We start from the raw sequence: 26,856 nt of genomic DNA, 5'->3' as shown, positions 1-26,856 counted from the left end.
CCCGCCTGCCCGGTCGCGTTTTATACGTGGTGATCGTGCTCGGTGCGGTCGCCGCTTGCCGGCGCCGCAGCGCTTCAGCCCGGTGACAATGCCGCCAACAGGCCGCGTGCCGCATTGAAACGGTCGGCGCCTTCGGGCATCGGCAACTTGATGCGCAGCTTGTCCGGGCCATCCATCGTGTAGATCTTCGGCTGTTTCTGGATCATCTGGATGATGGTCATCGGGTCGATCGCCGGCTTGGCCTCGAACACCAGCCGCCCGCCGTTTTCGCCCAGGTCCAGCTTGCGCACGCCCAGCGCATTGGCCTGCAGCTTGAGCTCGGCGATGGCGAACAGATGCTTGACCGGGTCCGGCAGCAAGCCGAAGCGGTCGATCATCTCCACCTGCAGTTCGCGCAGCGCATCGGGGTCGCGTGCGCTGGAAATGCGCTTGTACAAGGTCAGGCGTGTGTGCACGTCGGGCAGATAATCCTCGGGAATCAGCGAGGCCACGTGCAGTTCGACGTCGGCACCGCGCACTTCTTCGCCGGCATCCAGGTCGGGCAGCTTGCCCTGGCGGATGCTGCGCACTGCGCGCTCGAGCAGTTCGGTGTAGAGGCTGAAACCGACTTCGGCCATCTGGCCGCTCTGGTCTTCGCCCAGCAATTCGCCGGCGCCGCGGATTTCCAGGTCGTGCGTGGCCAGGGTGAAGCCGGCGCCGAGCTCGTCCATCGAGGCAATCGCTTCCAGGCGCTTTTCTGCATCTGAGGTCATCGAGCGGCGATCCGGCACCACCAGGTACGCGTAGGCGCGGTGATGCGAGCGGCCCACGCGGCCGCGCAACTGGTGCAACTGCGCCAGGCCAAAGCGGTCGGCGCGGTTGATGATGATGGTGTTGGCATTGGGAATGTCGATGCCCGATTCGATGATCGTGGTCGACAGCAACACGTTGAAGCGCTGCTTCTGGAAATCCAGCATCACCCGTTCCAGCTCGCGCTCGGGCATCTGCCCATGCGCGATACCGATGCGCGCTTCCGGCACCAGTTCCGACAGATCGCGCTGCATGCGCACGATGCTTTCCACATCGTTATGCAGGAAATACAGCTGACCACCGCGACTGAGTTCGCGCTGGAAGGCTTCGCGCAGCAGCGTATTGTCCCAGGCAGTAATGAAGGTCTGCACCGCCAGGCGGTTCGGCGGCGGGGTGGCGATGATCGACAGATCGCGCAGGCCGGCCATGGCCATGTTGAGCGTGCGCGGGATGGGCGTGGCGGTGAGCGTGAGCAGGTGCACATTGGCACGCATCGCCTTGAGCGCTTCCTTCTGGCGCACGCCGAAGCGCTGTTCTTCGTCGACCACGACCAGGCCGAGATCCTTGAACTTCACATCCGGCTGCAACAAGCGGTGCGTGCCGATAATCACGTCGATCTCGCCGCTGGCGACCTTCTCCAGTTCGGCCTTGATTTCCTTGGTGCTCTTGAAGCGCGACAGCACTTCCACCTTCATCGGGTAATCGGCGAAGCGGTCGCGGAAATTGCGGTAGTGCTGCTCGGCCAGCAACGTGGTGGGCACCAGCACGGCGACCTGTTTGCCGGCGCTGGCGGCGGCAAACGCCGCACGCACCGCAACTTCGGTCTTGCCGAAGCCCACGTCGCCGCACACCACGCGGTCCATCGGTTGGCTGCTGCCCAGATCGCGCAGCGTCGCATCGATGGCGGCCAACTGGTCGCCGGTTTCCTCGAACGGAAATCCGGCCGCGAACGGCTCGTACATTGCGCGGTCCACCTGCAACGCCAGGCCGGCGCGTGCACGGCGACGTGCCTGGATCTCCAGCAGTTCGGCGGCCACGTCGCGCACCTTCTCGGCAGCCTTGCGCTTGGCACGGGTCCACTGCTCGCCGCCCAACGAATGCAGCGGCGCGGTCTCGGCCGAGGCGCCGGAATAACGGCTGATCAGGTGCAACTGCGCCACCGGCACATAGAGCCGGTCGCCCTTGGCGTATTCGATCTCCAGGAACTCGCCGGGCATGCCGCCGGCATCGAGCACGATCAGCCCGCGGTAACGGCCCACGCCGTGATCCTCGTGCACAATCGGCGCGCCTTCGGACAGTTCGCCCAGGTCGCGGATGATCGCTTCCGGCTCGCGTCCGACCCGACGCGTGCGGCGCGGCTGATTGGCCCGCTCCGGGAACAGCTGGCGCTCGGTCAGCAGCGCAATCTGCGGTTGATCCAGCGCAAAGCCGTCCTCCAGCGGCGCCACGGTGATGGCAAAACGCAGCGTGCCCGCCAGGAACGCCGGCACATCGGCGACCAGCTCCGGTTTCAACTGCGCGGCGGCCAGCACTTCCATCAAGGCTTCGCGGCGGCCGGCCGAATCGGCAGCGATCAGCACGCGGCCCGGATAATGGCTCAGGAACGTCGCCAGCGCCTGGCCGGCCGGCGCGTCCTTTGCGGCCACCGGCAGCGGCGGCAACGGTTGGTCGCCGAGCGGGGCGGCCTCATCGATGCGCGCATGATCGCTGGCCCATACTTCGATACGCGCCAGCTTGTTGAGCCGCTCGCGCAATGCATCCGGCGATTGGTACAGCTCGTCCGGCGGCAGCAGCGGGCGCTCCACATCGTGGCGGCGCTGTTCGTAGCGGTTCTGCGCCTGGGCCCAGAAGGCGTCGGCGGCGTTGGACACGCCGGTGGCGATCACCGGCAGCACGCGCTTGTCCAGGTAATCGAACAGCGTTGCGGTCTTGGCGAAGAACATCGGCAGGTAATACTCGATGCCCGATGGCGCCAGCCCGGATTTCAGGTCCTGGTACAGCGCGCTGCGCCGGGTATCCACATCGAAGCGTTCGCGCAGGCAGGCCAGCACGCGCTCCACGCTGGCATCGTCCATCGGCACTTCGCGGCCCGGCAGCATCTTGACCGCGTCCACCTTGTCCAGCGAGCGCTGCGATTCCGGGTCGAACACGCGGATCGAATCGATGTCCTCATCCAGCAGCTCGACGCGCAATGGCGTGTCCGCGCCCATCGGAAACACGTCCAGCAGGCCCCCGCGCACCGCGAAATCGCCCGGGTCCATCACCTGCGGCACATTGCGGTAGCCGGCGCTTTCCAGGCGACGCTTTTCCGCATCCAGATCCAGCCGCTGGCCAACGGTGAGATCGAAGCTGCCGCCGACGATGTAGCTCAGCGGCGCCAGCTGCTGCAGCAAGGTCTGCACCGGCACGATCACCACGCCGCGGGTCAGGCCGGGCAGGCGGTGCAGGGCGGCCAGCCGCTGGCTGATGATTTCCGGATGCGGGCTGAACTGGTCGTAGGGCAGGGTTTCCCAATCGGGAAACGGCACCACCGGCAGCGCCGCCTGTTCGCCGAGCAAGGCATGCAGATCGGCTTCGATCTGGTGCGCGCTCTGGTTATCGCGTGCGATGACCAGCAACGGGCCGGCATGCGCTTCGGCTGCCCGCGCAATCGACCAGGCCAGCGCAGTCGGAGAGGACGGAGCGCGCCAGTAGGCGCGGAGCTGGCCAGACTTGGGCAGCGGCGGGGAGGGGAAGGTAGGCGACGGCATCAGCCGGCGATTTTATCAGAGCCCCCGCTGCGGCCGGTCCATCTGGTGTGAAAGCTGGTGGTGGGCCACCCGCCCGGATGTGCACTGCGGGTCATGGGGTTGGGTACGCGGGTGCAAGTCATGCGCACGCTCGCGAGGCAAAGACCCCACTCGGTCGAGTGCGCGCGACCCTTACCGCTTGCGGGACACGCCATGAATCTGTATCTGCAGGCTCGGTGGCGGCATCCATGCCGCCACACGGTCCCGCAAGCGGCGAGGCCACCACAGCAGACGGTTTTACGTGGCGCCTGGGTATGAGCCAGACACAGCGCTCCCGTCCGCACGGCAACACTCTCGACGGTTGTGGCAGCTTTCAATGGCGAAACGTCGGGCTGTCTACCTTCGGGAAGCGGCGTGCGCGGATGAAGCGTGGCACCCATGCCACCCCAGGATCCTGCAAGCGGCGAGGGGAAGGATCCGTAAGTGGCCTTAGGTGTCAGCCAGTGTGCCGATCCTTTCGGGGGTCTTGCAGCTTACCGTCGAGAACATCAGGCCGCCGCGCAACGGTGGCTCTCCGTGATGAAGCAAGACCCAAGCCCCGATCACGCAAAGCAGCCGCGATCTGCTTTTACGAATCCCAAATCCCGTATCCCGTATCCCGTATCCCGTATCCCGTATCCCGTATCCCGGCCCCTCAAGCATCCAGCTCCAACACCATCCGCACCAGCTCCGGCGACTCCGGATGCGCCTGCGGCTTGAAGCCCAGCGATTCTGCCAACTGCAGCATCGGCACATTGCTTTGCAGCACATCGCCGAACAGGCAGTCCAGGTACTTGCGCCGTGCCCACTTGACCAGCTTGCGCATCAGCTGCCGTCCCAGCCCCTGGCCGGCGACGAAGCTGCTGACCAGGATGGTGTATTCGGCCTGGCGGGTGCCCGGCACCAGTGCGGCGCGCGCGACCGCGCCGACCAGCGCTTCGCCGGGCGGCAGTTGCTCGGCGGCGACCAGCACGATCTCGCTCTTGGGGTTGGGATGGGTCAGGCGCTGCACCATCTCCGGGGTGATTTCGGTGGAGGAGCGCACAAAGCGCGCGCGAATTTCCTCCGGTCCCAACAGGCTGAAGGCTCCCTGCAGCGGCGGACCATCCTCGGGACGGATCGGGCGAAGCAGAAGGGTGCGGCCATTGGGCAGGCTGAAGTTTTCATGCCAGGGAGGCATGCGATTGCGAATGGCCATGACCGGTGTTCCTTAAAGATCGGAAGATTCTGGCACCAGCCCGGCGCGCAACCGTGAATGAATCCGGTGTGCCGCCGGGGGCCGACAGGAGGTGGCAGTGCTTCTCACACAACTGTAACGAGCGGAGCCGTGAGCCGGTCGTGAGCGTGATGGGGCGCGCACTGTGGCAGCCGAGTGGACGCCGCGGGGCCGCCGGAAGGCATTCGTCGCCTGGCCCGGCCTTGCTGGGACATGGGCATCCGGCGCAGCGCCCGTTTGTTTACGCTGCGCTGGAGGTGCTCGCGGCACCTGCCGCGTTGCCGATGCGGTGCGCGTGGCGCGGGCCATTGCAGCGGTGCAACGACGCCGCCGGGCTACCCACCGTGATGGTAGGCAAACGCGCCTGCCGGCTCAGCCGTCCTGGCGCAGCCACTCCAGCCGGGTCGAGGCGCCGGGCTCGCCCAGATGCTGCTTGAGCACTGGCAACGCCGGCGCCAGCATCTGGTCGAACTGCCAGGGCGCGTTGACGATCAGCAGCCCGCTGCCGGTCAGGCGCAGCGGCGAGTCGTCCGGGCGCACCTGCAGCTCGGCGACCAGCACCGACTTGGCCGGCAACGCGGCGGCCTTGCGCATGAACGGCTGCAGGCTGCGGCGCAGCTTGATCGGGTACCACACCATGCAGATCGCCTGCGGCCAGCGCGCCAACGCTTCGCGCACGCTATGGATGATCTGCGGGTATTCGGCGTCCTGCGATTCGTAGGGCGGGTCGATCAACACCAGCCCACGGCCGATCTTGGTTTCGCCAGCCCGTGGCGGCAGGAAGGCGCGGATGGCCGCGTAGCCGTCGCCGGCGTGCACGCGTACCCGGCTGTCCCTGGCGAACAGGGCCTTGAGCGCCTCGGCTTCGTCGGGCTGCAGTTCGCAACATGCCATGCGGTCCTGCTCGCGCAGTGCTTGCGCAGCCAGCAGCGGCGAGCCGGGGTAGTAGTTGAGCTGGATGCCGGCGGTCGGGCGGGTGGGCTTCTGGCCGGGCGTGGCGGGGCGAGCGACGGCTTGGTTGTCGGCCTGTACCGCGCGCAGATAGCGCTCGACCACCTCGGGCAAGCTGGCCTCTGCCATCAGCCGCATCACGCCGGCATCGGCCTCGTTGGTCTTGCGGCTCTCTTCGCCCCCGAGTTGGTAGCGGCCGCGCCCGGCGTGCGTGTCGAGCACGAAGAACGGGGTGTCCTTGCGCTTGAGGGTGTCGATCAGGGCAAGCAGGGCGATGTGCTTGAGCACGTCGGCATGGTTGCCGGCATGGAAGGCGTGGCGATAGTTCATCGCGGCAGTGTAGAGGCTGCGGCGCGATTTGTTGCCGCCCATTGCGGGCGGCCCAGCGCAAGCGCACGGTGGCGACATCCAGAGGCTGCGCGATGCCGCGAGCAATGCGGCGTGTGCACCCGTCGTGCCACGCCATGCGTGGACCACCTCGACCTGTAGGCCGTGCCCGCATGCCGGTATGCTGCGCGGCATGTCAGAGTCTGCCGCCCGCGTGCTCGTCGTCGAAGACGAAGCCGCCATTGCCGATACCGTGCTCTACGCACTACGCAGCGAGGGCTATGCGCCTGAGCATTGCCTGCTGGGCCGCGATGCGCTGACGCGTCTGCGCGCCGATCCGGCCGATGTGGTGGTCCTCGATGTGGGCCTGCCGGACATCAACGGGTTCGAGGTGTGCCGCACGTTGCGCAGTTTCAGCCAGGTGCCGGTGATCTTCCTGACCGCGCGCAACGACGAGATCGACCGCGTGCTCGGCCTGGAGCTGGGCGCCGACGATTACATGGCCAAGCCGTTCTCGCCGCGCGAGCTGGTGGCGCGCGTGCGTGCGCGCCTGCGCCGACGCCATGCCGGCGCGCCGGCCGAATCGGGCTGGCAGCCGCACGGTGCGTTTGCGATCGACCGCGAGGGCAGCCGCATCCGCTATGGCGAGACCCTGCTGCCGCTGACACGCTACGAATACGCGCTGCTGGCAGCATTGCTGCAGCGCCCCGGTGCGATCCTGAGCCGTGCGCAGCTGATGGACCGCGGTTGGGACGCCAGCGCCGACAGTGCCGACCGCACCGTCGACACCCATATCAAGACGCTGCGCGGCAAGCTGCGCCTGGCCGGCGTGCCGGCCGACCCGATCCGCACCCACCGTGGCCTTGGCTACGCGCTGGAGGTATAGGCATGCGCCGGCACGCATGTGGTGAACTGAGCGAGGCCGCGGGCTGACATGCGGCTTGGTCTCAAGCTGTTCCTGGGCTTCTTCCTGATCGTGGGCCTGGCCGCGTTCTTCGTGATGCGCGTGTTCGTCAACGAGGTCAAGCCAGGGGTGCGCCAGGCGATGGAATCCACGCTGGTGGATGCGGCCAATGTGCTGGCGGAAATGGCCAGTGGCGAGTTGGCTGCCGGCACGCTTGCCGATGGCCGCTTCGCGCGCAACGTGGCCAGGGCCCAGCAGCGCGACCCCAAGGCGTGGGTATGGCGCTTTCGCAAGAACACGGTGGATTACCGCGTGACCGTCACCGATGCGCGCGGCGTGGTGGTGTTCGATTCGCTGGGCCGCGACGTGGGCCGCGACAATTCGCGCTGGAACGATGTCTACCGCACGCTGCGCGGCGAATATGGCGCGCGTTCCAGCCCGGACATCGATGGCGACCCTGCCGCCACGGTGATGCATGTGGCCGCGCCGATCTACGCACCGGACGACCCCGGCAAACTGATCGGCGTGCTGACCCTGGCGCAGCCCAATCGCAGCATCGACCCGTTTATCGAAGCCAGCCAGCGCAACATCCTGCAGCGCGGCGCCTGGTTGATCGGCATTTCCGCGTTGATCGGCATCTTGATGACCTGGTGGTTGATGCGTGGCATCGGCCGGCTCAATCGCTATGCGCAGGCGGTGAGCGCCGGCATCCCGGTACCGCCGCCCAAACCGCGTGGCGATGAAATCGGCGATCTGGGCCAGGCGCTGGAAAGCATGCGTCGCAAGCTGGAAGGCAAGGCCTACGTGGAGCAGTACGTGCAGTCGCTGACGCACGAGATGAAAAGCCCGCTGGCGGCCATTCGCGGTGCCTCGGAGTTGTTGACCGAGCCACTGCCGGAGGCCGACCGCCAGCACTTCGTTGCCACCATCCGCGCGCAGGAACACCGGCTCACCGAAGCCATCGACAAGCTGCTGGCACTGGCCGAGGTGGAGCAGCACGGCTGGCTGCAGAAGCGCGAGCCCATCGGTATTGATGGGCTGCTGCAGGCTGCGGCGGACGCGGTGGCGCTGCGTGCAGCGGCGGCGGGCATCACCGTGGAGGTGGACGCAGGGGCTGGCGCGCCAGGCGATCACCACGTACTGGGCGATGGGTTTCTGCTCAGGCAGGCACTGATCAATCTGCTCGAAAACGCCATCGCGTTTTCGACGCAAGACAGCCATGTGCGCCTGCAGGCGCGGCTGCGCGACGGACACTGGGAGTTGCTGGTTGAAGACCGCGGCAGTGGCGTGCCGGATTACGCGCTCGAGCGCGTCTTCGAGCGGTTCTATTCGCTGGCACGCCCGCAGACCGGCCAGCGCAGCTCCGGTCTCGGCTTGCCGTTCGTGCGCGAGGTTGCGCGCCTGCATGGCGGGGACGTGATGCTGGGCAACCGCGATGGTGGCGGTGCGCGTGCGGTGTTGCGCCTGCCGATTGGCTGAGTCGCTGCAGGCCGTTGTCGCGGCTGGCTGGCGCCGGTGGCAGCTGCGTTCAAGGCGGCGGCATGCGCCAGGGCACATGCCGCGCCTGCATCACTCAGCGCACGGCGCGTGGCCGCGCCGTGCTAGTACACCACGTCGGCGCCGATCACATCCTTGGCGACCACCGACCAGGACAGTTTGCCGAAGCCCTTGTTGCCCCATGCGGTGCCCCAGCTGTTTTCCACGATCAGTCCTTCGCTGTCGTAGCCCAGCGCGATGACCGCATGCCCGCCCAGGATCGGCGTCGTGGTGTCGTAATCGACCTGATTTTGGGCTGTCAGGTCTTCAAAGCCCTGGCGCACATAGAAGCCGATCGCCACCGGCGTGGAAGAGGCAAGGGCGAGCTTGATCTGTTGGATCAGGGCGCTTCCCCCATTCCCCCTGCCCGAATACAGCACGGTGTAATGGCGATACGGCGTCGGGTTCCTGGCAGCGTTGGCCCTGTCGGAGGCAGTGGGTTGGTGTTTCCAATCGTAGTTGCCCCACGAATAGTGCTGCTCGGTGTCGATGCCCTGCGCAAGCGCGATCTGCAGCGGCGCTTCCAGGGTAGAGCCTTCATCCACGCCGCCGTTGACCTGGCTGTACAGGTACATCGGGGCAAAGCGCGTCTGGGCCTGTCTGTTGGCGTTGGCATACCAACCGGTCAGGGTGTGAGCGGTCGCCCATGATACGCAGGCATCGACCTGGCCCTGGTCGCCCGGCGTGATCGCCCATGCAGTCAGGTCGACACTGGCAGGCAGCGGTGTGCTCACGCTCGCGGTACCGAACAGCGGGGTGACCGGCTGCATCAACGATGAAGGCTTCAGGCCCATGCCGTGCACTGCCGCCTGCGCGGTGGCGGCGGTCAGGCTCAGGGCGGCGAGCAGGCAAAGGGCGAGCGAACGATGCGAGTTCATGGAAGGCAGCTCCAGGTTAAGAGAGGAATGCAGTCGTGCGCAGTTGCCAAATCACTGCCGAGTGGGCGTGCGGCCACGGCAGCGCTGATGCAATGCGTGCGGCTCGAGACCTCATCGAAGCGCGGCGAACTGGAAGCTGCGATCAGATGAAAGGAGGGATTCGGGGCTGCGCACCTGCCCGTGCATCGTTACGCGTGAAGTCGCTGCGTGCGGCGGCCAGGCGAAGTGCTGCCGATCAAACGGAAGCCCGTCTTGGGAACGGGTGGCACTTTGGAGCGTTGAAAGCCGTATTTCGTCAATGCGTCACAGTGCCGGTCGCCGGATGTCCGGGTTGCCCACTTCACATTCGCTTCAAATTCGCCTCAAACCGCCGACACCGGCGCAGCGCACCCTGGCCACCTCCCAAGATGAGGATGGCCGATGAAATCCCTGAAACTGTTGTTGCGGTTCGCCACCATCGGCGGGCTGATCCTGCTGTTGTTGATTCCGCTGCTCCTGATCCGTGGCGCGGTGCAGGACCGCGCGCGCTACCGCGACGAGGCGGTGGAGCGGGTAGCGCAGAGCAAGGCCGGCGAGCAGCAGTTCATCGCGCCGGTGCGGGTGCTGCCGTATACCGAAGACGTGCAGGTCACCGAGCCGGACGAGCAGGGCAACCAGCGCAAGGTCTGGCGCAAGCGCGAAGGTACGCTGCTGCAGACGCCGAGTCGCCTGAAACTCAGCGGCGAAATGGTGCCCTCGGTGCGCGAGGTGGGCTTGTACCGCGTGCAGGTGTATTCCTGGAAGGCCACCTTGCATGCCGAGTACGACCCCTTCGACTACGCGGCTGCGCCGACCCGTGTGTATGGCCAGCCGTATCTGGCAATCGGTATTTCCGACGTGCGCGGCTTGGTCGGCACGCCGCGCTTGCAGGTCGATGGCCGCGCGCTGGCGCTGGAGAGCGGCGCAGGCGCACTGGCCGACCGTTCGGCCGGCATCCACGCCCAACTGGGTCCGCTGGCCGACCCGCTCGCCGGCCGGCTGCAGGACGGCAACGTGGTGGACATGCAGTTCGTGCTGGACGGCACGCGCCGGCTGGCCATCGCGCCGATCGCCGACAACAACGACATCGCCCTGCGCTCGGACTGGCAGCACCCGTCCTTCGGCGGCCGCTTCCTGCCGAATGTGCCGAGCATCGGGCCGAAGGGCTTCGATGCGAGCTGGTCGCTGTCGTCGCTGGCCACCGGTGCGCAGACCCAGTTGCAGTCCAGCCATGCGGCGCTGGATACGCTGGAAGTGCGCCTGGTCGACCCGGTGGACGTGTATACCCAGGCCGACCGCGCCAGCAAGTACGGCATCTTGTTCGTGGTGCTGACCTTCGTGGCCTTCGTGCTGTTCGAGCTGATCAAGCGCCTGCCCATCCATCCGTTGCAGTACCTGCTGGTGGGCCTGGCGCTGGCGATCTTCTTCCTGCTGTTGCTCAGCCTTTCCGAACACATCGCGTTCTGGCAGGCCTATCTGGTGTCGGCGGCGGCGTGTATCGGCCTGCAGTTCTTCTATCTGTCCGGCGTGTTGCGCAGTTGGGTCCGTGCGGCTGGCTTCTCGGTGATGCTCACCGCCTTGTACGCGGTGCTTTACAGCCTGTTGATCTCCGAGGACAACGCGCTGCTGATGGGATCGTTGCTGCTGTTCGGCATCCTGGCCAGCATCATGTGGGTCACCCGCAAGCTCGATTGGTACGAGCTTGGCAATAGCCTGCGCTGAGCCCGGCATGCTGACGCAGGCACACTTGCACCGGCGCGCGCAGCGTTTGCTGCCCGCCGGTATCGACACGGTGGCGCTGCTTCCCGCAGCGCTGCCGCACGCTTGGGAGAGCTCGGCGCTGTCGGCCTTGCCGCTGAACCGCGACAGGCGCCGCGGGGTGGTGGGCCTGCAGCTGCACGCACGCACCGCGCAGCAACTGCGCAGCGGCGGGCATGCGTTCCTGCAGGCGGCAGCGCAGCAGCACACCCGCACCGGCCACGCCCGGGCACCCAGCTATGGGCCGTGGCAACGGCTGAGCAATGGCAGCTACTGGGCACGCAGCACCGATGCGCTGCTCGGGGTACTGCTGGCCACCGACGAAGCGGCGGTGTGGTTGCTGTGGCAACAACCGCAGACCTGCGGTTCGAACCATGGTCATTGGCTGCGTTGAAGCATCGCATTGCAGCCACGCCTTGCTGGCTTACCATGGCGGCATGGCTGGCTCCTCGTTAATGGTGGAAACGGTGCGCGGCACGCAGGTGCTGCCGCATCTGGATGCAGTGGCGCAGCTGCGCATCAGCGTGTTCGGCGCATGGCCGTATCTGTACCAAGGCGATGCCGCGTACGAGCGCGACTATCTGGCGGCCTATGCGGCATCGCCGGACAGCGTCTTCGTGCTGGCGCGCGATGGCGATGCGGTGATCGGTGCATCGACCGGTTTGCCGCTGCTCGATGACAGCGACGCGTTCCACGCACCGTTCCGTGCGGCAGGCATCGATCCGGCCGGCGTGTTCTATTTCGGCGAATCGGTGCTGCTGCCGGCGTATCGCGGGCAGGGTATCGGTCATGCATTTTTCGACCGGCGCGAAGCGCATGCACGCGCGTTGGGCCGCTTTGCATCGACCGCGTTCTGTTCGGTGGAACGCGCGCCCGACGACCCGCGCCAACCAGCCGACTACCGTCCCAACGATGCGTTCTGGCGCAAACGTGGCTACGCCCCGCAGCCGGGCATGCGCGTGCACCTGCAGTGGGCGGAGTTGCAACATGGCGAGATCGACCACAGCTTGGTTGTGTGGACACGTGCGTTGTCGCAGTGAGTGCGGCCAGCGCCCTACAGCCACCGACAAGCATCACGAACGGTCTGCAAAATCGCTGCACAATGCGTTGGCGAGCTGGTCTGATTGCTTCGCCGCTTCGATCCAACACCCCAAAGGCCACCAGATGAAAATTGCCGTTGCCAAATACCCCATCGGCAAGCCAGTCGACTTCGCCGCGTTTGCGGCGCGCCAGTCGGCCCTGATCGCCGAAGCCGCCGCTGCCGGTGCGCGGGTGGTGGTGCTGCCCGAATATCTGTCGCTGGAACTGGGCGCAACGTTCGACACGCAGATTTCTGCCGGCCTGCCCGAATCGCTGGCGGCCATCCAGGCGCTGCGCGCGCCGTGGCTGGAACTGTTTGCCGGCCTGGCGCGGGAACATCGGCTGCACCTGATTGCCGGCAGTTTTCTGCTGGATCTGGGGCAGGGCCGCTACCGCAATCGCAGCGACTGGTTCACCCCGGAGGGTCTGCACGGCTGGCAGGACAAGTTGCAGCTCACCGGTTTCGAAAAGGCCACCGGGCTGATCGAGCCGGGCGAGGAACTGAAGGTGTTCGAACTGGACGGCATTCGCGCCGCGATCGCGATCTGCTACGACAGCGAGTTTCCGCTGCCGGTGCGTGCGCAATACGAGGCCGGTGCACGGTTGTTGATCGTGCCCAGCTGCACCGACACCGCCGCCGGCGCCATGCGCGTGCGCATCGGCTGCCTGGCGCGCGCGCTGGAAAACCGCGTGTTCGTCGCGCAATCGGTGACTGCAGGCCAAGCGCCGTGGAGCCCGGCGTTGGACATCAATACCGGCGAGGCGGCGGTGTTTGCGCCGATGAATGTCGGCTTCCCCGCCGACGGCGTGCTGGCGCAGACCCAGGGCGAGACGGTGTGGGCACTGGCCGAGTTGGACTTTGCGGCGTTCGAGGCCAGCCGCGCGCAGGCGCAGGTGGCCAACGACCGCGATTGGCCGGGGCAGTTGGCGGCCGATGTGGTGCGTGCCAAGCTGGCCGCGTTCGGTTGATTCATCACCCACAGGTTCCCAATGGCCAAGAAAACCCTGATTCCGCATAGCGTCCGGCTCGAATTCGCGCCCGGTGCACTGGTGCACAGTAATCTGTCCGGCGCCGCCTTCACCGACGACTGGCTGTGGGTGGCCGGCGATGAAGCCTGCGCGGTGGATCGGCTGCGCAAGCTCGATCCGGTACAGCGCGAGACGCTGCGCTTCGGCGAAGGGCAGAGCTTTCCGTTGGCGGACCTGCTGGATCTGCCGGGCGAAGACGGCGAGGAAGCCGACCTGGAAGGCATGGGCCTGTCGGACGGATTCTTGTGGGTCGTCGGTTCGCACGGCAGCAAGCGCAAGAACGCCAAGCGCGGCCGCGACGACGCCGAAAACGCCAAGCGCCTGACCAAGTTGAAGCTCGATGGCAACCGCCGCTTGCTTGCCTGCCTGCCGATCGAGCAGGCGCAAGACGGCAGCCCGCAGCTGGTACGCGAAGCCGCCGACGGCCGCCGCGCACTTCGCCTCAAGGGCGATGCCAAGCACAACCAACTTACCGACCTGCTTGCCGACGACCCGCATTTCGGCCCGTTCCTGAAGATTCCCGGCAAGGACAACGGCTTCGATATCGAGGGCATCGTGGTCGATGGCCAGCGCTTGCTGCTGGGCCTGCGCGGTCCGGTGCTGCGTGGCTGGTCGGCAATGCTGGAGATCCAGGTGGAAGCGCATGGCGACCATCTGCGCCTGGCACCGCTGGACGAAGACGGCACCCTGCTGCGCAAGCACTTCCTGCAACTGGGCGGGCTGGGCATTCGCGACCTGCATTATTCCGGCGACGATCTGTACCTGCTCGCCGGGCCGACAATGGTGCTGAATGGCGAGATTCGCCTGTTCAAATGGCCGGATGCGCGCACCGTGCTGGCCGCCAACCGCGCACCGGTGCGCTTCCAGCACGACCTGCTGGAATCGGCAGTGCTGCCGCATGGCAAGGACTGCGACCGCGCCGAGGCCATCTGCAACCTGCCCAGGCACCTGGCCGGCAAGATTCCCACCTGGCTGGTGCTGTACGACGCCCCGGGCACGGCACGCAGCGGCGGCGATTGCGTGGTGTACGGCGACCTGCTGCGCAACCGCTGAGCCACGGGCCGGGCAGGGCCACGCCGCGCAAGGTAAAATCGGCCGACTCCCGTCCGCCGAGCGCTCCATGACCTGCCGCACCCGTTTCGCCCCCAGCCCCACCGGTTACCTGCACATCGGCGGCGCCCGCACCGCCCTGTATTGCTGGCTGGAGGCGCGCCACCGCGGCGGGCAGTTCGTGCTGCGCATCGAAGACACCGACCGCGAGCGCAGCACCCAGGCGGCCATCGACGCCATCCTGGAAGCGATGGACTGGCTGGGCCTGGGCTACGACGAAGGCCCGATCTACCAGACCCAGCGCATCGCGCGCTACCAGGAGGTTGCCGAGCAGCTGCTCGCGCAGGGCAAGGCGTATTACGCCTACGAAACCCGCGAAGAACTCGACGCCATGCGCGAGGCCGCCATGGCCAAGCAGGAAAAGCCGCGTTACAACGGCGCTGCCCGCGAGCAGAACCTGCCGTATCGCGACGACCCCAACCGGGTCATCCGCTTCAAGAATCCCGTCGGCGGCACGGTGGTGTTCGAGGACCTGATCAAGGGGCGCATCGAGATCGCCAACAGCGAGCTCGACGACATGGTGATCTTCCGCCCGGACGGCTTCCCCACCTACAACTTCGCGGTGGTGGTGGACGACTGGGACATGGGCATCACCGAGGTGATCCGCGGCGACGACCACATCAACAACACCCCGCGCCAGATCAATATCTACGAAGCACTGGGCGCACCGGTGCCCAGGTTCGCGCACATGCCGATGATCCTGGACGAGCAGGGCGCCAAGCTGTCCAAGCGCACCGGCGCGGCCGACGTCATGCAGTACAAGGACGCCGGCTATCTGCCGCATGCGCTGATCAATTACCTGGCGCGCCTGGGCTGGTCGCATGGCGACCAGGAGCTGTTCACCCGGCAGGAATTGCTGGACCTGTTCGACGTCAAGGACGTCAATTCCAAGGCCGCGCGCCTGGACATGGCCAAGCTCGGCTGGGTCAATCAGCACTATCTGAAGACCGACGACCCGGCCAGCATCGCCCCGCAGTTGGAATACCAGCTTGCCAAGCTCGGTGTGGACATCGCCGCCGGCCCGGCCGCCGCCGATGTGGTGGTGGCCTTGCGCGAGCGCGTGCAGACCTTGAAGGAAATGGCCGAAAAAGCCGTGGTCTGGTACCAGCCGCTGGAAACCTATGACGAAGCGGCGGTGATGAAACACCTCAAGCTTGGCGCCGAGGTGCCGCTGGGCAAGGCGCGCGAGCTGCTGGCTGCCGTGGATGCGTGGAGCGTCGAAAACGTCTCGGCTGCGCTACACGACGCTGCTGCCGCGCTGGAACTGGGCATGGGCAAGATCGCCCAGCCGCTGCGCGTGGCCATCACCGGCACCCAGGTCAGCCCGGATATTTCGCAAACGGTGTACCTGGCCGGACGCGAGGGTGCCTTGAAACGCATCGATGCGGCACTCATCAAGATTGGAGCGGCCTGACGCCGGAGCCTGTATGACCAAGCACACCCACGCACCAGATCTCGCCTGCACTGCACCGCATCACCACGTCGACGATGCCAACGGTTTCGTGCGCGCGGTGGAGCGTGCCTGCAGCGAACGCGGCCTGCGGCTGACGCCGATCCGCGCGAACGTGCTGCGGCTGATCGCCGACGCCGGCAAGCCGGTCAAGGCCTATGAACTGCTGGACTGGGTGCGCGAAGGCAAGGGCGTCGGCGCCGACGCCCCGCCCACGGTGTACCGCGCGCTGGATTTCCTGATGGCCAACGGCTTCGTGCACAAGCTCGAATCGGTCAATGCGTTCGTCGCCTGCCACCACCCCAACAGCGCCCAGCATTCGGTGCCGTTCCTGATCTGCGACCGCTGCCACAGCGCGGTGGAGCTGGAAGATCGCGACGTGGTGTCGCAACTGGAAGCCCGCGCCAAGGCGCTGGGCTTCCAGCCGCAGGCACAGACGCTGGAAGTGCATGGCCTGTGCGCGAAATGCGCAGTGGCGGAGTAACCAGCCGCTAGGTCGTGCCTCGACGCGGCCTGTTCCAAGGTGCTGGTGGCGCAATGCCCGGGCGGCAACATGCGTGCGATGGCAACGTGTTCAAGCGCAAGCGCAACACCGTTCAATCGCTGCAGCAGCATTCCTGTGCCGGCCGTACAGCGCAGCCTCGCTGCCCGGTTGCGTCATGCGGTGATGATGCTGCTGCGCTCAAGCCAGCGGCGCGGCAAGGCAGTTAGACGCCTGAGTGGATTGCAGGCCTGGCGTCCGTACGCGCGCACTGCGCCTCGTCGCGCAGTGCAATGCAGTGAAGTCGCAAAGGGCGTCACGCCGCCTTGCCTGCCTTGCCGCCATACGCGGCCAGAAACGTCTGCACCGCACGTCGCGTCGCGTCGCGCAGAAACTCGGGCGTGGGGTCTTTGAGTGCGCCAAACAGGCAGGGCATCAAGGTTTCCGATTCCAGCAAGGCCGCGTACTGGTGGGCGGCAAGCAGGGTGTCTTGGCAATGGAGCAGGCCGCAATCCACCTGTGCCTGCAGGTATTCGGCGAAGCGCTGTATGCCTTCCTGCTGCCCGGCGCTGAAATATAGTGCGCCGACCGCCGATCTGCCGGATACCCCGATGATGGTCTGCCAGCTGGTGATGTTGGGCGGGGCGCACAGGAAGGTCAGCACATCCTCGCCGAAGCGCTGCAGAGCCTCATCGACCGGGCCGCTGCTTTGCGAAAGCGCATGCAGCAAAGGGTCGAAATAGCGGTCGGACATGTCCTTGGCAACGGCCACGAACAGCTCTTCCTTTGACGGAAAGTAGCCATACAGCGTGCGCTTGGAGCCGCCTACGCGGGCGGCGATCTGCGACATCGACGCGCCCTCGAAGCCCAGCTCGAGGAAGACCTCGCTGGCTGCCTGGACGATGGCCTCGCGCTTTTCTTCGGTTCTGACCCGCATCAAGTTCTCCCAATAATTCATAAGTATACCGACTGGGCAGAAATGCTTGACGGCCACGGATGTGCTTATTAGGATACCGAACCGTACCGTTTAGATTTAATCATCACACCTCCTGCGGAGACTGCCCGTGCGTGCTCATGCCTCGTTTCGCCTGTCGTTGCTTGCTGTTGCCGTTGCCGCCACCGCCCTGCTCAGTGCCTGCGGCAGCCCACCGGGAGGCCCGCCGCCGCAGGAAGGCACTCCGGAAATGGGCGTGCTGACCGTCAAGCAGCAACCGGTGACGCTCACCACCGAATTGCCGGGGCGCACCGTTCCGTACCTGATCTCCGAAATTCGCCCGCAGGTGGGCGGCATCATCCAGTCGCGCCAGTTCACCGAAGGCGGCGACGTCAAGGCTGGCCAGACCCTGTACCAGATCGATCCGGCCCAGTACCGCGCCAGCTATGCCAGCGCGCAGGCGTCCCTGGCCAAGGCCGAGGCGACCCTGCGCACCGCGCAGCTCAAGGCCGAGCGCTACAAGGAACTGGCGCAGATCAAGGCGATCAGCCAGCAGGAAGGCGACGACACCGATGCCGCGCTAGGCCAGGCCAAGGCCGACGTGGCAGCCGGCAAGGCGAGCGTGGAAACCGCGCGCATCAACCTGGCGTTTGCGCGGCTCGACGCACCCATCTCCGGACGCATCGGCCGCTCCAGCGTGACCCCGGGTGCCCTGGTGACCGCCAACCAGGCCACGGCGCTGACCACCATCCAGCAGCTGGACCCGATCTACATCGACGTCACCCAGCCCAGCAGTGCGGTGTTGCGCCTGCGGCAGGCGATGGCGCGCGGCGATCTGGAACAGGCCGGCGACGGTGCGGCCAAGGTATCGCTGTTGCTGGAAGACGGCAGCACCTACCCGCTGCAGGGGCACCTGGCGTTCTCCGACGTGACCGTCGACCAGAACACCGGCTCGATCACCCTGCGCGCGGTCTTCCCCAACCCGAACGCCGAGCTGTTGCCAGGCATGTACGTGCGCGCGGTGCTGCAGGAAGGCGTCAAGGAGCAGGGCATGCTGGTGCCGCAACAGGCGGTCTCGCGCAACGGCGCGGGCAAACCCACGGCCTTTGTCGTCGGCGCCGACCACAAGCTGCAGTTGCGGGTGCTGGAGACCGATCGCGCGGTGGGCGACCAGTGGCTGGTGCGCAGCGGCCTGAAGCCCGGCGAACAGGTGGTCGTCGAAGGCGCATCGCGCGCACGCGATGGCATCGTGGTCAAGACCGTGCCGTGGCAGCCCAAGGCCACACCCGCCGCCGGCAATGCTGCCGGTCCTGCCGCCCCGACCGCACCGCGTGCGGCCAACTAAGGCGGGATCACACGTCATGGCACGTTTCTTCATCGATCGTCCGATCTTCGCCTGGGTGTTGGCCATCATCGTGATGCTGGCCGGCATCCTGTCCATCGCCACCTTGCCGATCGCGCAATACCCCAGCATCGCACCGCCGGCAGTCGCCATCACCGCCAACTACCCGGGCGCCTCGGCGCAGACGCTGGAAGACACCGTCACCCAGGTCATCGAGCAGAAGATGAAGGGGCTGGACCACCTCAGCTACATGGCGTCTACCAGCGAATCCAGCGGGGCGGTGACCATCACCCTGACCTTCGAAAACGGCACCGATCCGGACACCGCGCAGGTGCAGGTGCAGAACAAGTTGTCGCTGGCCACGCCGTTGTTGCCGCAGGAAGTGCAGCAGCAGGGCGTGACGGTGACCAAGTCGGCCACCAACTTCCTCAACGTGCTGGCCTTTACGTCCGAAGACGGCAGCATGAGCGATTCGGACCTGTCCGATTACGTGGCTGCCAACGTGCAGGAAACCATCAGCCGCGTCGAAGGCGTGGGCGACACCACCTTGTTCGGTTCGCAGTACGCGATGCGGGTGTGGATGGACCCCAACAAGCTGAGCAATTTCAGCCTCACGCCCGTGGATGTGCGCAACGCGATCCAGGCGCAGAACGCGCAGATTTCCGCCGGCCAGTTGGGCGCGTTGCCGGCGGTGGCCAACCAGCAGCTCAACGCCACCATCACTGCACAGACCCGGCTGAAGACCGCCGAGCAATTCGAAAACATCCTGCTGCGCACGCAGTCCGATGGCTCGCAGGTGCGCTTGGGCGATGTGGCGCGCATCGAGCTGGGCAGCGAAAGCTACAACACGGTGGGCCGCTACAACGGCAAGCCGGCGGCCGGTCTGGCGATCAAGCTGGCGACCGGCGCCAATGCGCTGGACACGGTGCGCGCGATCGACAAGAGCCTGGAAGAGCAGGAAAAGTTCTTCCCGCCCGGCATGAAGGTGCAAAAGCCGTACGACACCACGCCGTTCGTGCGCATCTCCATCGAACAGGTGGTGCACACGCTGGTGGAAGCGGTGGTGCTGGTGTTCCTGGTGATGTACCTGTTCCTGCAGAACTTCCGCGCCACCCTGATCCCGACCATTGCGGTGCCGGTGGTGCTGCTGGGCACCTTCGGTGTGCTTGCGGCGTTCGGTTTCACCATCAATACCCTGACCATGTTCGCGATGGTGCTGGCGATCGGTTTGCTGGTGGACGATGCCATCGTGGTGGTGGAAAACGTCGAACGCGTGATGAGCGAGGAGCAGTTGTCGCCCAAGGACGCCACGCGGAAATCGATGGACCAGATTTCCGGCGCGTTGATCGGCGTGGCGCTGGTGCTGGCGGCGGTGTTCGTCCCGATGGCGTTTTTCAGCGGATCCACCGGCGTGATCTACCGGCAGTTCTCGATCACGATCGTCTCGGCGATGACCTTGTCGGTGCTGGTGGCGATGATCCTGACCCCGGCCTTGTGCGCCACCTTGCTCAAGCCGGTGCACAAGGGCCACGGCCTGGCGACTACCGGGTTCTTCGGTTGGTTCAACCGCCTGTTCGATCGCGGCAACACCGGCTACCAGGGCGTGGTGAGGCACATGCTTGGCAAGGGCTGGCGCTACATGCTCGCCTACGCGGCGTTGCTGGCCTTGGTGGTGTTCGGGTTCATGAAATTGCCGGTGGGATTCCTGCCGGACGAAGACCAGGGCACCTTGTTCGTGCTGGTGCAGTTGCCGCCCGGTGCCACCAACGCGCGCACCAGCGAGGTGCTCAAGCAGGTGGAGCATCATTTCCTGGTCGACCAGAAGGATTCGGTTGCCGGTGTCTTCGCCGTGACCGGTTTCAGTTTTGCCGGTAGCGGCCAGAACGTGGGCTTTGCCTTCGTCAAGTTGCGGCCGTGGGACGAGCGCACCGGCAAGGGCCAGAGCGTCACCGACGTGGCGGCCAGGGCCGGGGCATTTTTTGCCGGTATCCGCGATGCCAAGGTGTTTGCGTTCGCGCCGCCTGCAGTGTCGGAGTTGGGCAATGCCACCGGCTTCGATCTGATGCTGCAGGACCGCGCCAACCTGGGTCACGCAGCGCTGATGCAGGCGCGCAATCAATTGCTGGCCGAACTGTCGCAAGACAAGCGCCTGGTGGCGGTGCGCCCGAATGGCCAGGAAGACACGCCGGAGTTCAAGCTGGAAATCGACCCGCATAAAGCGCAGGCGATGGGCGTGTCGATCTCCGACATCAACGATACCTTTTCCAGCGCATGGGGCAGCACCTACGTCAACGACTTCATCGACAAGGGCCGGGTCAAGAAGGTGATGCTGCAGGCCGATGCGCCTTACCGCATGAACCCGCAGGACATCGACCATTGGTTCGTGCGCAACAGCGCCGGCACCATGGTGCCGTTCAACGCCTTCGCCACCGCGAGCTGGCAATCCGGCTCGCCGCGTCTGGAGCGCTACAACAGCGTGCCGTCGATGGAGATCCTGGGCATGGCGTTGCCGGGTGCGGCTTCCAGCGGCGAGGCGATGCAGATCGTCGAAGCCGCAGCCGCCAAGCTGCCTCCGGGCATCGGTTTCGAGTGGACCGGGTTGTCGCGGCAGGAAAAAGCCTCGTCCGGTCAGACCGGGCTGTTGTACAGCGTCTCGATCCTGATCGTGTTCCTGTGCCTGGCCGCGTTGTACGAAAGCTGGGCGATTCCGTTCTCGGTGATTCTGGTAGTACCGCTGGGCGTGTTCGGCACGCTGCTGGCAGCGATGCTGACCTGGAAAATGAACGATGTGTACTTTCAGGTGGGCTTGCTCACCACCATTGGCCTGGCATCGAAGAACGCGATCTTGATCGTGGAGTTCGCAAGGGAATTGCACGAGGGCGGCAAGAGCCTGGTGGCTGCAGCATTGGAAGCGGCGCGCATGCGCTTGCGGCCGATCCTCATGACCTCGCTGGCCTTCATCCTCGGCGTGGTGCCGCTGGTGTTGACCAGTGGCGCCGGCGCCGGCGCGCAGCACGCGCTGGGCACGGCGGTGATCGGCGGCATGCTCTCCGGCACGGTGCTGGCGATCTTCTTCGTGCCGCTGTTCTTCGTGCTGGTGTGCGGCCTGTTCCAGCGCCGTCCACAGCCTGCCTCGCCCGCACCGCAACCGACAGGACACTGACATGACCACGATTCGCACGACACTCTGCGCGCTTGGCGTGGCCAGCGTGCTGTCCGGTTGCACGCTGATGCCGCGCTACACACGGCCCGACGCACCGGTGCCAGCGCAATTTGCCGGCACCGACGTGTCGGCAGCCCCTCCGGCTGCCACTGCCGATAGCGGCAGCGCCGCCGACGCCGCGTACATTGCCGATATCGGCTGGCGCCAGGTCTTCACCGACCCGGCGCTGCAGCAGGTGATTGCGCTGGCCTTGGACAATAACCGCGACCTACGCGTGGCCGCGCTCAATATCGAGGTGGCACGCGCGCAATATCGGGTGGACCGCGCCGCGCTGCTGCCCGCCATCGAGGGCACCGGCACCGCCAACAATGCGCGCACGCCCTCGGAGCTTGCCATTCCCGGCCAGCCGCAGGTGTTCCGCACCTACAGCGCCAATATCGGCGTCAGTGCCTATGAGCTGGACCTGTTCGGCCGCGTGCGCAGCCTGAAGGAACAGGCGTTGCAGCAATTCCTGTCCACCGCCGAGGCACGCCGCAGTACGCATATCAGCCTGGTGGCAGAAGTGGCCACCGCCTATCTGACCTTGGCGGCCGACCAGCAGTTGCTGCAGCTGGCGCAATCCACCCTGGCCAGCCAGAGCGACAGTTATCGCCTGCAGCAGCGCAGCTTCGAACTGGGTGCGGCCTCGCAACTGACCTTGCGTCAGGCGCAGACCACGGTGGAAACCGCACGCGTGGATGTGGAGCGCTACACCGCGCAGGTGGCGCAGGATCGCAATGCCCTGGTGCTGCTGGTCGGCACGCAAGTGCCGGTGGAATTGCTGCCGCATGCACTGCCCGACAACGCGAGCGTGGAAGGCAATGTGTTGGCCAGCGTGCCGGCCGGCTTGCCGTCTCAGTTGCTGCAACGTCGCCCCGACATTCTGGAAGCCGAGCGCAACTTGCGTGCGGCCAACGCCAATATCGGTGCGGCGCGGGCAGCGTTCTTCCCCAGCATCAGCCTGACCGCATCGACCGGTTCGTCCAGCAGTAGCCTGTCCAGGCTATTCGATGCCGGGACGCGCGCCTGGAGCTTCGTGCCCACGCTGACCTTGCCGATCTTCAATGCCGGGCGCAATCGCGCCAATCTGGACATGGCCAAGGCCAACCGCGATATCGAGGTGGCGCGCTACGAAAAGTCGATCCAAAGCGCGTTCCGCGAGGTCTCCGACGCGTTGGCGCAGCGCGACACGCTGGGCAGGCAACTGCAGGCCCAGCAAGCGCTGGTGGATGCCACTGCCGATAGCTACCGATTGTCGCAGGCGCGTTTCGAACGCGGCATCGACAGCTATCTGCAGGCGCTGGATGCGCAGCGTTCGCTGTACAGCGCGCAGCAGACCTTGATCAACACCCAGCTGTCGCGCTTCACCAACCTGGTGACGTTCTACAAGGCCATGGGCGGGGGCTGGCTGCAAAGCGCAGCGCCCACTGCCGCCGCGGCCCCGGCAACGGAGCCGCCGCGTGGATGACGACGCACCGTCGGTTGCGCCCAGGCGTGCGCCGCACGACAAGCGTGGCGCCATCCTGGCGGCGGCACGCGTGCTGTTTCAGCAGCACGGCTTCGACAGGACCAGCATGGACACCATCGCCGAGCGCGCGATGGTGTCCAAGGCCACGGTATATGCGCATTTCGCGTCCAAGGAGGTGCTGTTCCGCACCACCCTGGAAGCGCTGGCGCAGGCCTCGCCCAATCGCTGGACGGCCTTGCTGGAGCTGCAGGGGCCGCTGGAGCAACGCCTGACTGCGGTAGCCGATGCAGTGCTGCGCGTGTCTGCCAGCAGCATGCGGGATGATGCCGCGTATGGCCTGGTACGCCCGCCACTGCTGCCTGGCCAGGTGCGCGAGGAAATGTGGACGCTGTGCTTCGAGCGCTACGACACCATGATGCGCACGCTATTGGCGCGCGAGGTGCAACGCGGCGCATTGGTGATCGACAACCTGCCCGATGCATCGATGCATTTTTTCGGATTGATGACCGGGCGGCCGGCCACCGCTGCCGCGCGCGGCGATGCGCCAGAGGCGCAATCGGTGCAGCTGGATGCGTATGTCAGCGGCGCGGTGGCGTTGTTCCTGCGTGCGTATCGTCCCGCATCTGCACTGGTTGAGGCGGATCGCAAGCGCGAGGTGCCCAGCGGGTTCTAGTTGCGGCAGCAGGGCGGCGCGCTGGATGGCTGGCGTCGGTAGCGCGCCGTCGTCGTCTCGTGCGCAGATCCTACGGTCAGCCTGCGCGTTGATGAGGGTCGCTCATAAGGCTTAGCGTCGCCCGCTGTGCAATGCGCCTGTGGCACCGGACTATCGTGGCGCATCGGTGCTGCAGCGGTGTTGTTGTCTGCGGCGGACTCATTCGATGCGGCCGTTGCCGCGGGAGCAAACGATGCAAACACGACAGTTGGGAAACAGCGGATTACGTGTGTCTGCGCTGGGGCTGGGCTGCATGGGCCTGAGTTATGGCTACGGGCCGGCGACCGCGCACAAGCAGGCTGTCGCCTTGCTGCATGCGGCAGTGGAGCGCGGCGTTACCTTCTTCGATACGGCCGAGGCTTACGGGCCCTTCGCCAACGAGACGTTGCTGGGTGAAGCGCTGTCGGCGCAGCGCGAGACGCTGGTGATTGCGACCAAGTTCGGCTTCAAGGAAGGGCAAGCCGACGCCGGGCTGGACAGCCGTCCCGAACGCATCCGTGCGGTGGCCGAGGCCAGCCTGACGCGTCTGAAGACCGACCGTATCGACCTGTTCTATCAACATCGCGTGGACCCGGCGGTGCCGATCGAAGAAGTGGCGAGCACGGTCAAGGACTTGATCGCCGAAGGCAAAGTGATGCATTTCGGCTTGTCCGAAGCGTCCGCCGATACCATCCGGCGCGCACACGCGGTGCAGCCGGTGACCGCAGTGCAGAGCGAGTACTCGCTATGGTGGCGCGAGCCGGAAACCAGTGTGCTGCCAACGCTGGAAGAACTCGGGATCGGCTTTGTGCCATTCAGTCCGCTCGGCAAGGGATTTTTGACCGGTGCCATCCGAGCCGACACGCAATTTTCCGCCGACGATTTCCGCAATCAGGTTCCGCGGTTCGCTGCCGAGGCGCGGCAGGCCAATCAGGCGCTGGTCGAACGCATCCAGGCCATTGCAGCCGACAAGGCCGCCACGCCGGCGCAGGTGGCGTTGGCGTGGTTGCTGTCGCGCAAACCATGGATCGTGCCGATTCCCGGCACCACCAAGCTGCATCGCCTTGACGAAAATCTGCGCGGTGCTGCATTGACCTTGAGTAGCGAGGAGCTTGCGCGTCTCCAGCAGGCGCTGGATGCGGTGGCGATTGTCGGTGCGCGTTACAGCCCGGAGCGGCAGAAACTCATCGGCAAATAACGTCAGCGGTCTTGCCTGCCGCACGCGTCATCGCGCCCGGGCACGCTCTGTACGAGCGTGTCAACGCACCAGATCGTGCCGCAATGCATCGATCACGACCTTGAGCGCGCTGGAGGATTGGCGGCGGCTGGGGTAGTAGGCGTAATAGCCTGCGAACGGCTCGCACCAGTCTTCCAGCACGCGGCGCAGCCGCCCGGCGGCCACGTGCTCCAGCACCATGGTCTCCGGCAGAAAGGCCAGGCCGCCGCCTGCCAGTGCAGCGCGCAGGATGGCGCTGCTGCCATTGAAGGTCCATTGCCCGTCCACGCGCACCTTCACTTCGCGCCCGTCCTTGTCGAAATCCCACGGCAGCAAACCGCCGTGGGTGGGCAGGCGTAGACAGACGCAATTGTGCTGCGCCAGATCGGCCGGTACTGCCGGGATGGTGTGGTGCACGAAATACCCCGGCACTGCCACCACAGCCATGCGCTGCATCGGGCTGATCGGTACCGCGATCATGTCCTTGGCGACCTGATCGCCGAGCCGGATGCCGATGTCGTAGCGTTCTGCAACGATGTCGGCCAGGCCGTAGTCGACGGTCAGTTCGACCTTGAGGTCCGGGTAGTCTGGCAGCACCTTCGACAATGCCGGCCAGATGTAGGCATCGGCGGCATGGCCGGCGGTGGTGATGCGGATGGTGCCGGCCGGCTTGTCGCGGAAGTCGGTGAGCGCGGACAACTGCGCGTCGATCTCTTCCAGGCGCGGTGCCACGGTTTCGAACAGGCGTGCCCCGGCTTCGGTCATCGCCACGCTGCGCGTGGTGCGGGTCAACAGGCGAATGCCCAGCCGCGTCTCCAGTGCGCGCACGGTGTGGCTGAGTGCCGACTGGGAGAGGCCCAGTTGCGCGGCGGCACGGGTGAAGCTGCCTTCGCGCGCTACCGTGACGAACACCTGCAGGTCATTGAGATTTTCCCGTGCCATTGCCACCAATGCCCGCGTCAGGCATGCCATTCATGCGGCTGCATCATGCGCGAATGTGCGTGATGGCTTCAATGCAGCAGCAGGCACTCCGCGGCGCTGCGGATTGATGCGCCGTGTTTCTGGGAGCATGCGCGGTTAGCCGGTTAGTGGCCTCGGGCAAGCGCGCTACAGTTCGAACACTCGAATCAAGGAGCACTGCAATGAATCTGTTCGCGACTGCAATGTCATTGTCGATGATGGCCGCCGTGGTTCCTGATGAGGCCGCGAGACCGATCAGGGTGAGCAAGGCGGGTGGGGCGCCGTCGGCAGTGGGGTCGGCCGCGTATTTCACCGGCAAGGTGCGCATCGATGCACCGTTCCAGGCCGACGCACCGGCACGCGTCGGCGGCGCCACCGTCACCTTCGAGCCGGGCGCGCGCACCGCATGGCATACCCATCCGCTGGGCCAGACGCTGATCGTGACCGCCGGCGCCGGGCGCGTGCAGGAGTGGGGCAAGCCGGCGCAGCAGATCCGCCCGGGCGATATCGTGTGGATTCCGCCCGGCGTCAAGCATTGGCACGGCGCCAATGCCAACGTGGCGATGACGCATATCGCCATTACCGAATCGCAGGACGGCACGCCCGTCACCTGGCTGGAGCAGGTGAGCGAAGCGCAATATGCGGCTGAGTAGACAGCGGTGATGCCGATGCTGGCGCGGTGACGGTGCCGCCTCGGCGTGAGTGGACGCTGCGGCGGATTGCCGGGGCTGCTGCGCGGCCCGCGCTG

21 protein-coding genes are annotated in these 26,856 nt (G+C 66.0%); 15 read left to right on the top strand and 6 right to left on the bottom strand.

The genetic code is table 11. The annotated features are described in order from the left end of the window. Window positions 1-74 precede the first annotated feature (74 nt). The 3 genes from mfd to ACCQ07_RS14220 all read right to left on the bottom strand — a co-directional run bounded on the left by mfd (window position 75) and on the right by ACCQ07_RS14220 (window position 6,054). Complete coding sequence (gene mfd, locus ACCQ07_RS14230; protein ID WP_014090633.1) at window positions 75-3,539, bottom strand: transcription-repair coupling factor; 3,465 nt, start codon at window positions 3,537-3,539, stop codon at window positions 75-77. A gap of 673 nt (window positions 3,540-4,212) precedes the next feature. Then, window positions 4,213-4,755: a GNAT family N-acetyltransferase gene (locus tag ACCQ07_RS14225; RefSeq protein ID WP_003488532.1), complete on the bottom strand. Its 543-nt coding sequence runs from the start codon at window positions 4,753-4,755 to the stop codon at window positions 4,213-4,215. Between the two features lie 390 nt (window positions 4,756-5,145). Further along, window positions 5,146-6,054 (bottom strand): 23S rRNA (adenine(2030)-N(6))-methyltransferase RlmJ, encoded by a 909-nt coding sequence (locus ACCQ07_RS14220; RefSeq protein ID WP_011348069.1) that lies wholly within the window; start codon window positions 6,052-6,054, stop codon window positions 5,146-5,148. A gap of 178 nt (window positions 6,055-6,232) precedes the next feature. Here ACCQ07_RS14220 and creB point away from each other — a divergent pair, with 178 nt between their 5' ends. Continuing rightward, window positions 6,233-6,937: a two-component system response regulator CreB gene (gene creB / locus ACCQ07_RS14215; RefSeq protein ID WP_008576101.1), complete on the top strand. Its 705-nt coding sequence runs from the start codon at window positions 6,233-6,235 to the stop codon at window positions 6,935-6,937. Window positions 6,938-6,985: 48 nt separating this feature from the next. Beyond that, window positions 6,986-8,434, top strand: a complete 1,449-nt coding sequence (creC, locus tag ACCQ07_RS14210; protein ID WP_372363402.1) for a two-component system sensor histidine kinase CreC — start codon at window positions 6,986-6,988, stop codon at window positions 8,432-8,434. Between the two features lie 122 nt (window positions 8,435-8,556). On the opposite strand, the gene ACCQ07_RS14205 is transcribed toward creC, so the two are convergent. Beyond that, the gene (locus ACCQ07_RS14205; protein ID WP_136732768.1) at window positions 8,557-9,369 is read right to left on the bottom strand and encodes a C1 family peptidase; all 813 of its coding nucleotides are present in this window, start codon (window positions 9,367-9,369) and stop codon (window positions 8,557-8,559) included. A 420-nt stretch (window positions 9,370-9,789) separates the two neighbouring features. On the opposite strand from ACCQ07_RS14205, the gene creD reads away from it, so the two are divergent. From creD to ACCQ07_RS14170, 7 genes are all read left to right on the top strand, one after another. After that, window positions 9,790-11,109: a cell envelope integrity protein CreD gene (creD, locus tag ACCQ07_RS14200; RefSeq protein ID WP_136732767.1), complete on the top strand. Its 1,320-nt coding sequence runs from the start codon at window positions 9,790-9,792 to the stop codon at window positions 11,107-11,109. 7 nt (window positions 11,110-11,116) lie between these two features. Further along, the gene (locus tag ACCQ07_RS14195; RefSeq protein WP_029819850.1) at window positions 11,117-11,539 is read left to right on the top strand and encodes a hypothetical protein; all 423 of its coding nucleotides are present in this window, start codon (window positions 11,117-11,119) and stop codon (window positions 11,537-11,539) included. Between the two features lie 43 nt (window positions 11,540-11,582). Continuing rightward, on the top strand, window positions 11,583-12,185 hold the full coding sequence (locus ACCQ07_RS14190) for a GNAT family N-acetyltransferase (RefSeq protein ID WP_029819849.1): 603 nt from the start codon (window positions 11,583-11,585) through the stop codon (window positions 12,183-12,185). Window positions 12,186-12,309: 124 nt separating this feature from the next. After that, on the top strand, window positions 12,310-13,194 hold the full coding sequence (locus ACCQ07_RS14185) for a carbon-nitrogen hydrolase family protein (RefSeq protein WP_372363401.1): 885 nt from the start codon (window positions 12,310-12,312) through the stop codon (window positions 13,192-13,194). A gap of 21 nt (window positions 13,195-13,215) precedes the next feature. Then, window positions 13,216-14,307: a DUF3616 domain-containing protein gene (locus ACCQ07_RS14180; RefSeq protein WP_136732766.1), complete on the top strand. Its 1,092-nt coding sequence runs from the start codon at window positions 13,216-13,218 to the stop codon at window positions 14,305-14,307. Window positions 14,308-14,374: 67 nt separating this feature from the next. Beyond that, window positions 14,375-15,778, top strand: coding sequence for a glutamate--tRNA ligase (gene gltX / locus ACCQ07_RS14175; RefSeq protein ID WP_031423501.1), 1,404 nt, complete (start codon window positions 14,375-14,377; stop codon window positions 15,776-15,778). Window positions 15,779-15,791: 13 nt separating this feature from the next. After that, entirely contained in the window at window positions 15,792-16,298 is a 507-nt protein-coding gene (locus tag ACCQ07_RS14170; protein WP_005912830.1) for a transcriptional repressor, read from the top strand. Window positions 16,299-16,611: 313 nt separating this feature from the next. Here ACCQ07_RS14170 and ACCQ07_RS14165 read toward each other — a convergent pair whose 3' ends face one another. After that, on the bottom strand, window positions 16,612-17,253 hold the full coding sequence (locus ACCQ07_RS14165) for a TetR/AcrR family transcriptional regulator (RefSeq protein WP_071118156.1): 642 nt from the start codon (window positions 17,251-17,253) through the stop codon (window positions 16,612-16,614). Between the two features lie 106 nt (window positions 17,254-17,359). Here ACCQ07_RS14165 and ACCQ07_RS14160 point away from each other — a divergent pair, with 106 nt between their 5' ends. The 5 genes from ACCQ07_RS14160 (at window position 17,360) to ACCQ07_RS14140 (ending at window position 25,130) form a co-directional block, all read left to right on the top strand. Next, window positions 17,360-18,574, top strand: a complete 1,215-nt coding sequence (locus ACCQ07_RS14160; RefSeq protein ID WP_184419930.1) for an efflux RND transporter periplasmic adaptor subunit — start codon at window positions 17,360-17,362, stop codon at window positions 18,572-18,574. A gap of 16 nt (window positions 18,575-18,590) precedes the next feature. Further along, window positions 18,591-21,734, top strand: coding sequence for an efflux RND transporter permease subunit (locus ACCQ07_RS14155; RefSeq protein ID WP_218502122.1), 3,144 nt, complete (start codon window positions 18,591-18,593; stop codon window positions 21,732-21,734). A gap of 1 nt (window position 21,735) precedes the next feature. Further along, window positions 21,736-23,241 (top strand): efflux transporter outer membrane subunit, encoded by a 1,506-nt coding sequence (locus tag ACCQ07_RS14150; protein WP_055026674.1) that lies wholly within the window; start codon window positions 21,736-21,738, stop codon window positions 23,239-23,241. Beyond that, window positions 23,234-23,914: a TetR/AcrR family transcriptional regulator gene (locus tag ACCQ07_RS14145; RefSeq protein ID WP_372363400.1), complete on the top strand. Its 681-nt coding sequence runs from the start codon at window positions 23,234-23,236 to the stop codon at window positions 23,912-23,914. The genes ACCQ07_RS14150 and ACCQ07_RS14145 overlap by 8 nt, the downstream gene beginning before the upstream one ends. 232 nt (window positions 23,915-24,146) lie before the next feature. Next, the gene (locus ACCQ07_RS14140) at window positions 24,147-25,130 is read left to right on the top strand and encodes an aldo/keto reductase (protein WP_209261241.1); all 984 of its coding nucleotides are present in this window, start codon (window positions 24,147-24,149) and stop codon (window positions 25,128-25,130) included. 60 nt (window positions 25,131-25,190) lie between these two features. On the opposite strand, the gene ACCQ07_RS14135 is transcribed toward ACCQ07_RS14140, so the two are convergent. Further along, entirely contained in the window at window positions 25,191-26,090 is a 900-nt protein-coding gene (locus ACCQ07_RS14135; protein ID WP_057681465.1) for a LysR family transcriptional regulator, read from the bottom strand. Between the two features lie 200 nt (window positions 26,091-26,290). On the opposite strand from ACCQ07_RS14135, the gene ACCQ07_RS14130 reads away from it, so the two are divergent. After that, a complete protein-coding gene (locus ACCQ07_RS14130; protein WP_031423492.1) occupies window positions 26,291-26,761 on the top strand; it encodes a (R)-mandelonitrile lyase in 471 nt (156 codons plus the stop codon). Window positions 26,762-26,856 lie beyond the last annotated feature (95 nt).

The organism is Xanthomonas sp. NCPPB 3583 (assembly GCF_041475715.2).
Taxonomy (GTDB): Bacteria; Pseudomonadota; Gammaproteobacteria; order Xanthomonadales; family Xanthomonadaceae; genus Xanthomonas; species Xanthomonas euvesicatoria.
Note: the sequence above shows the minus strand (reverse complement) of the source record. Positions and strands in the feature narration are given on the sequence as shown.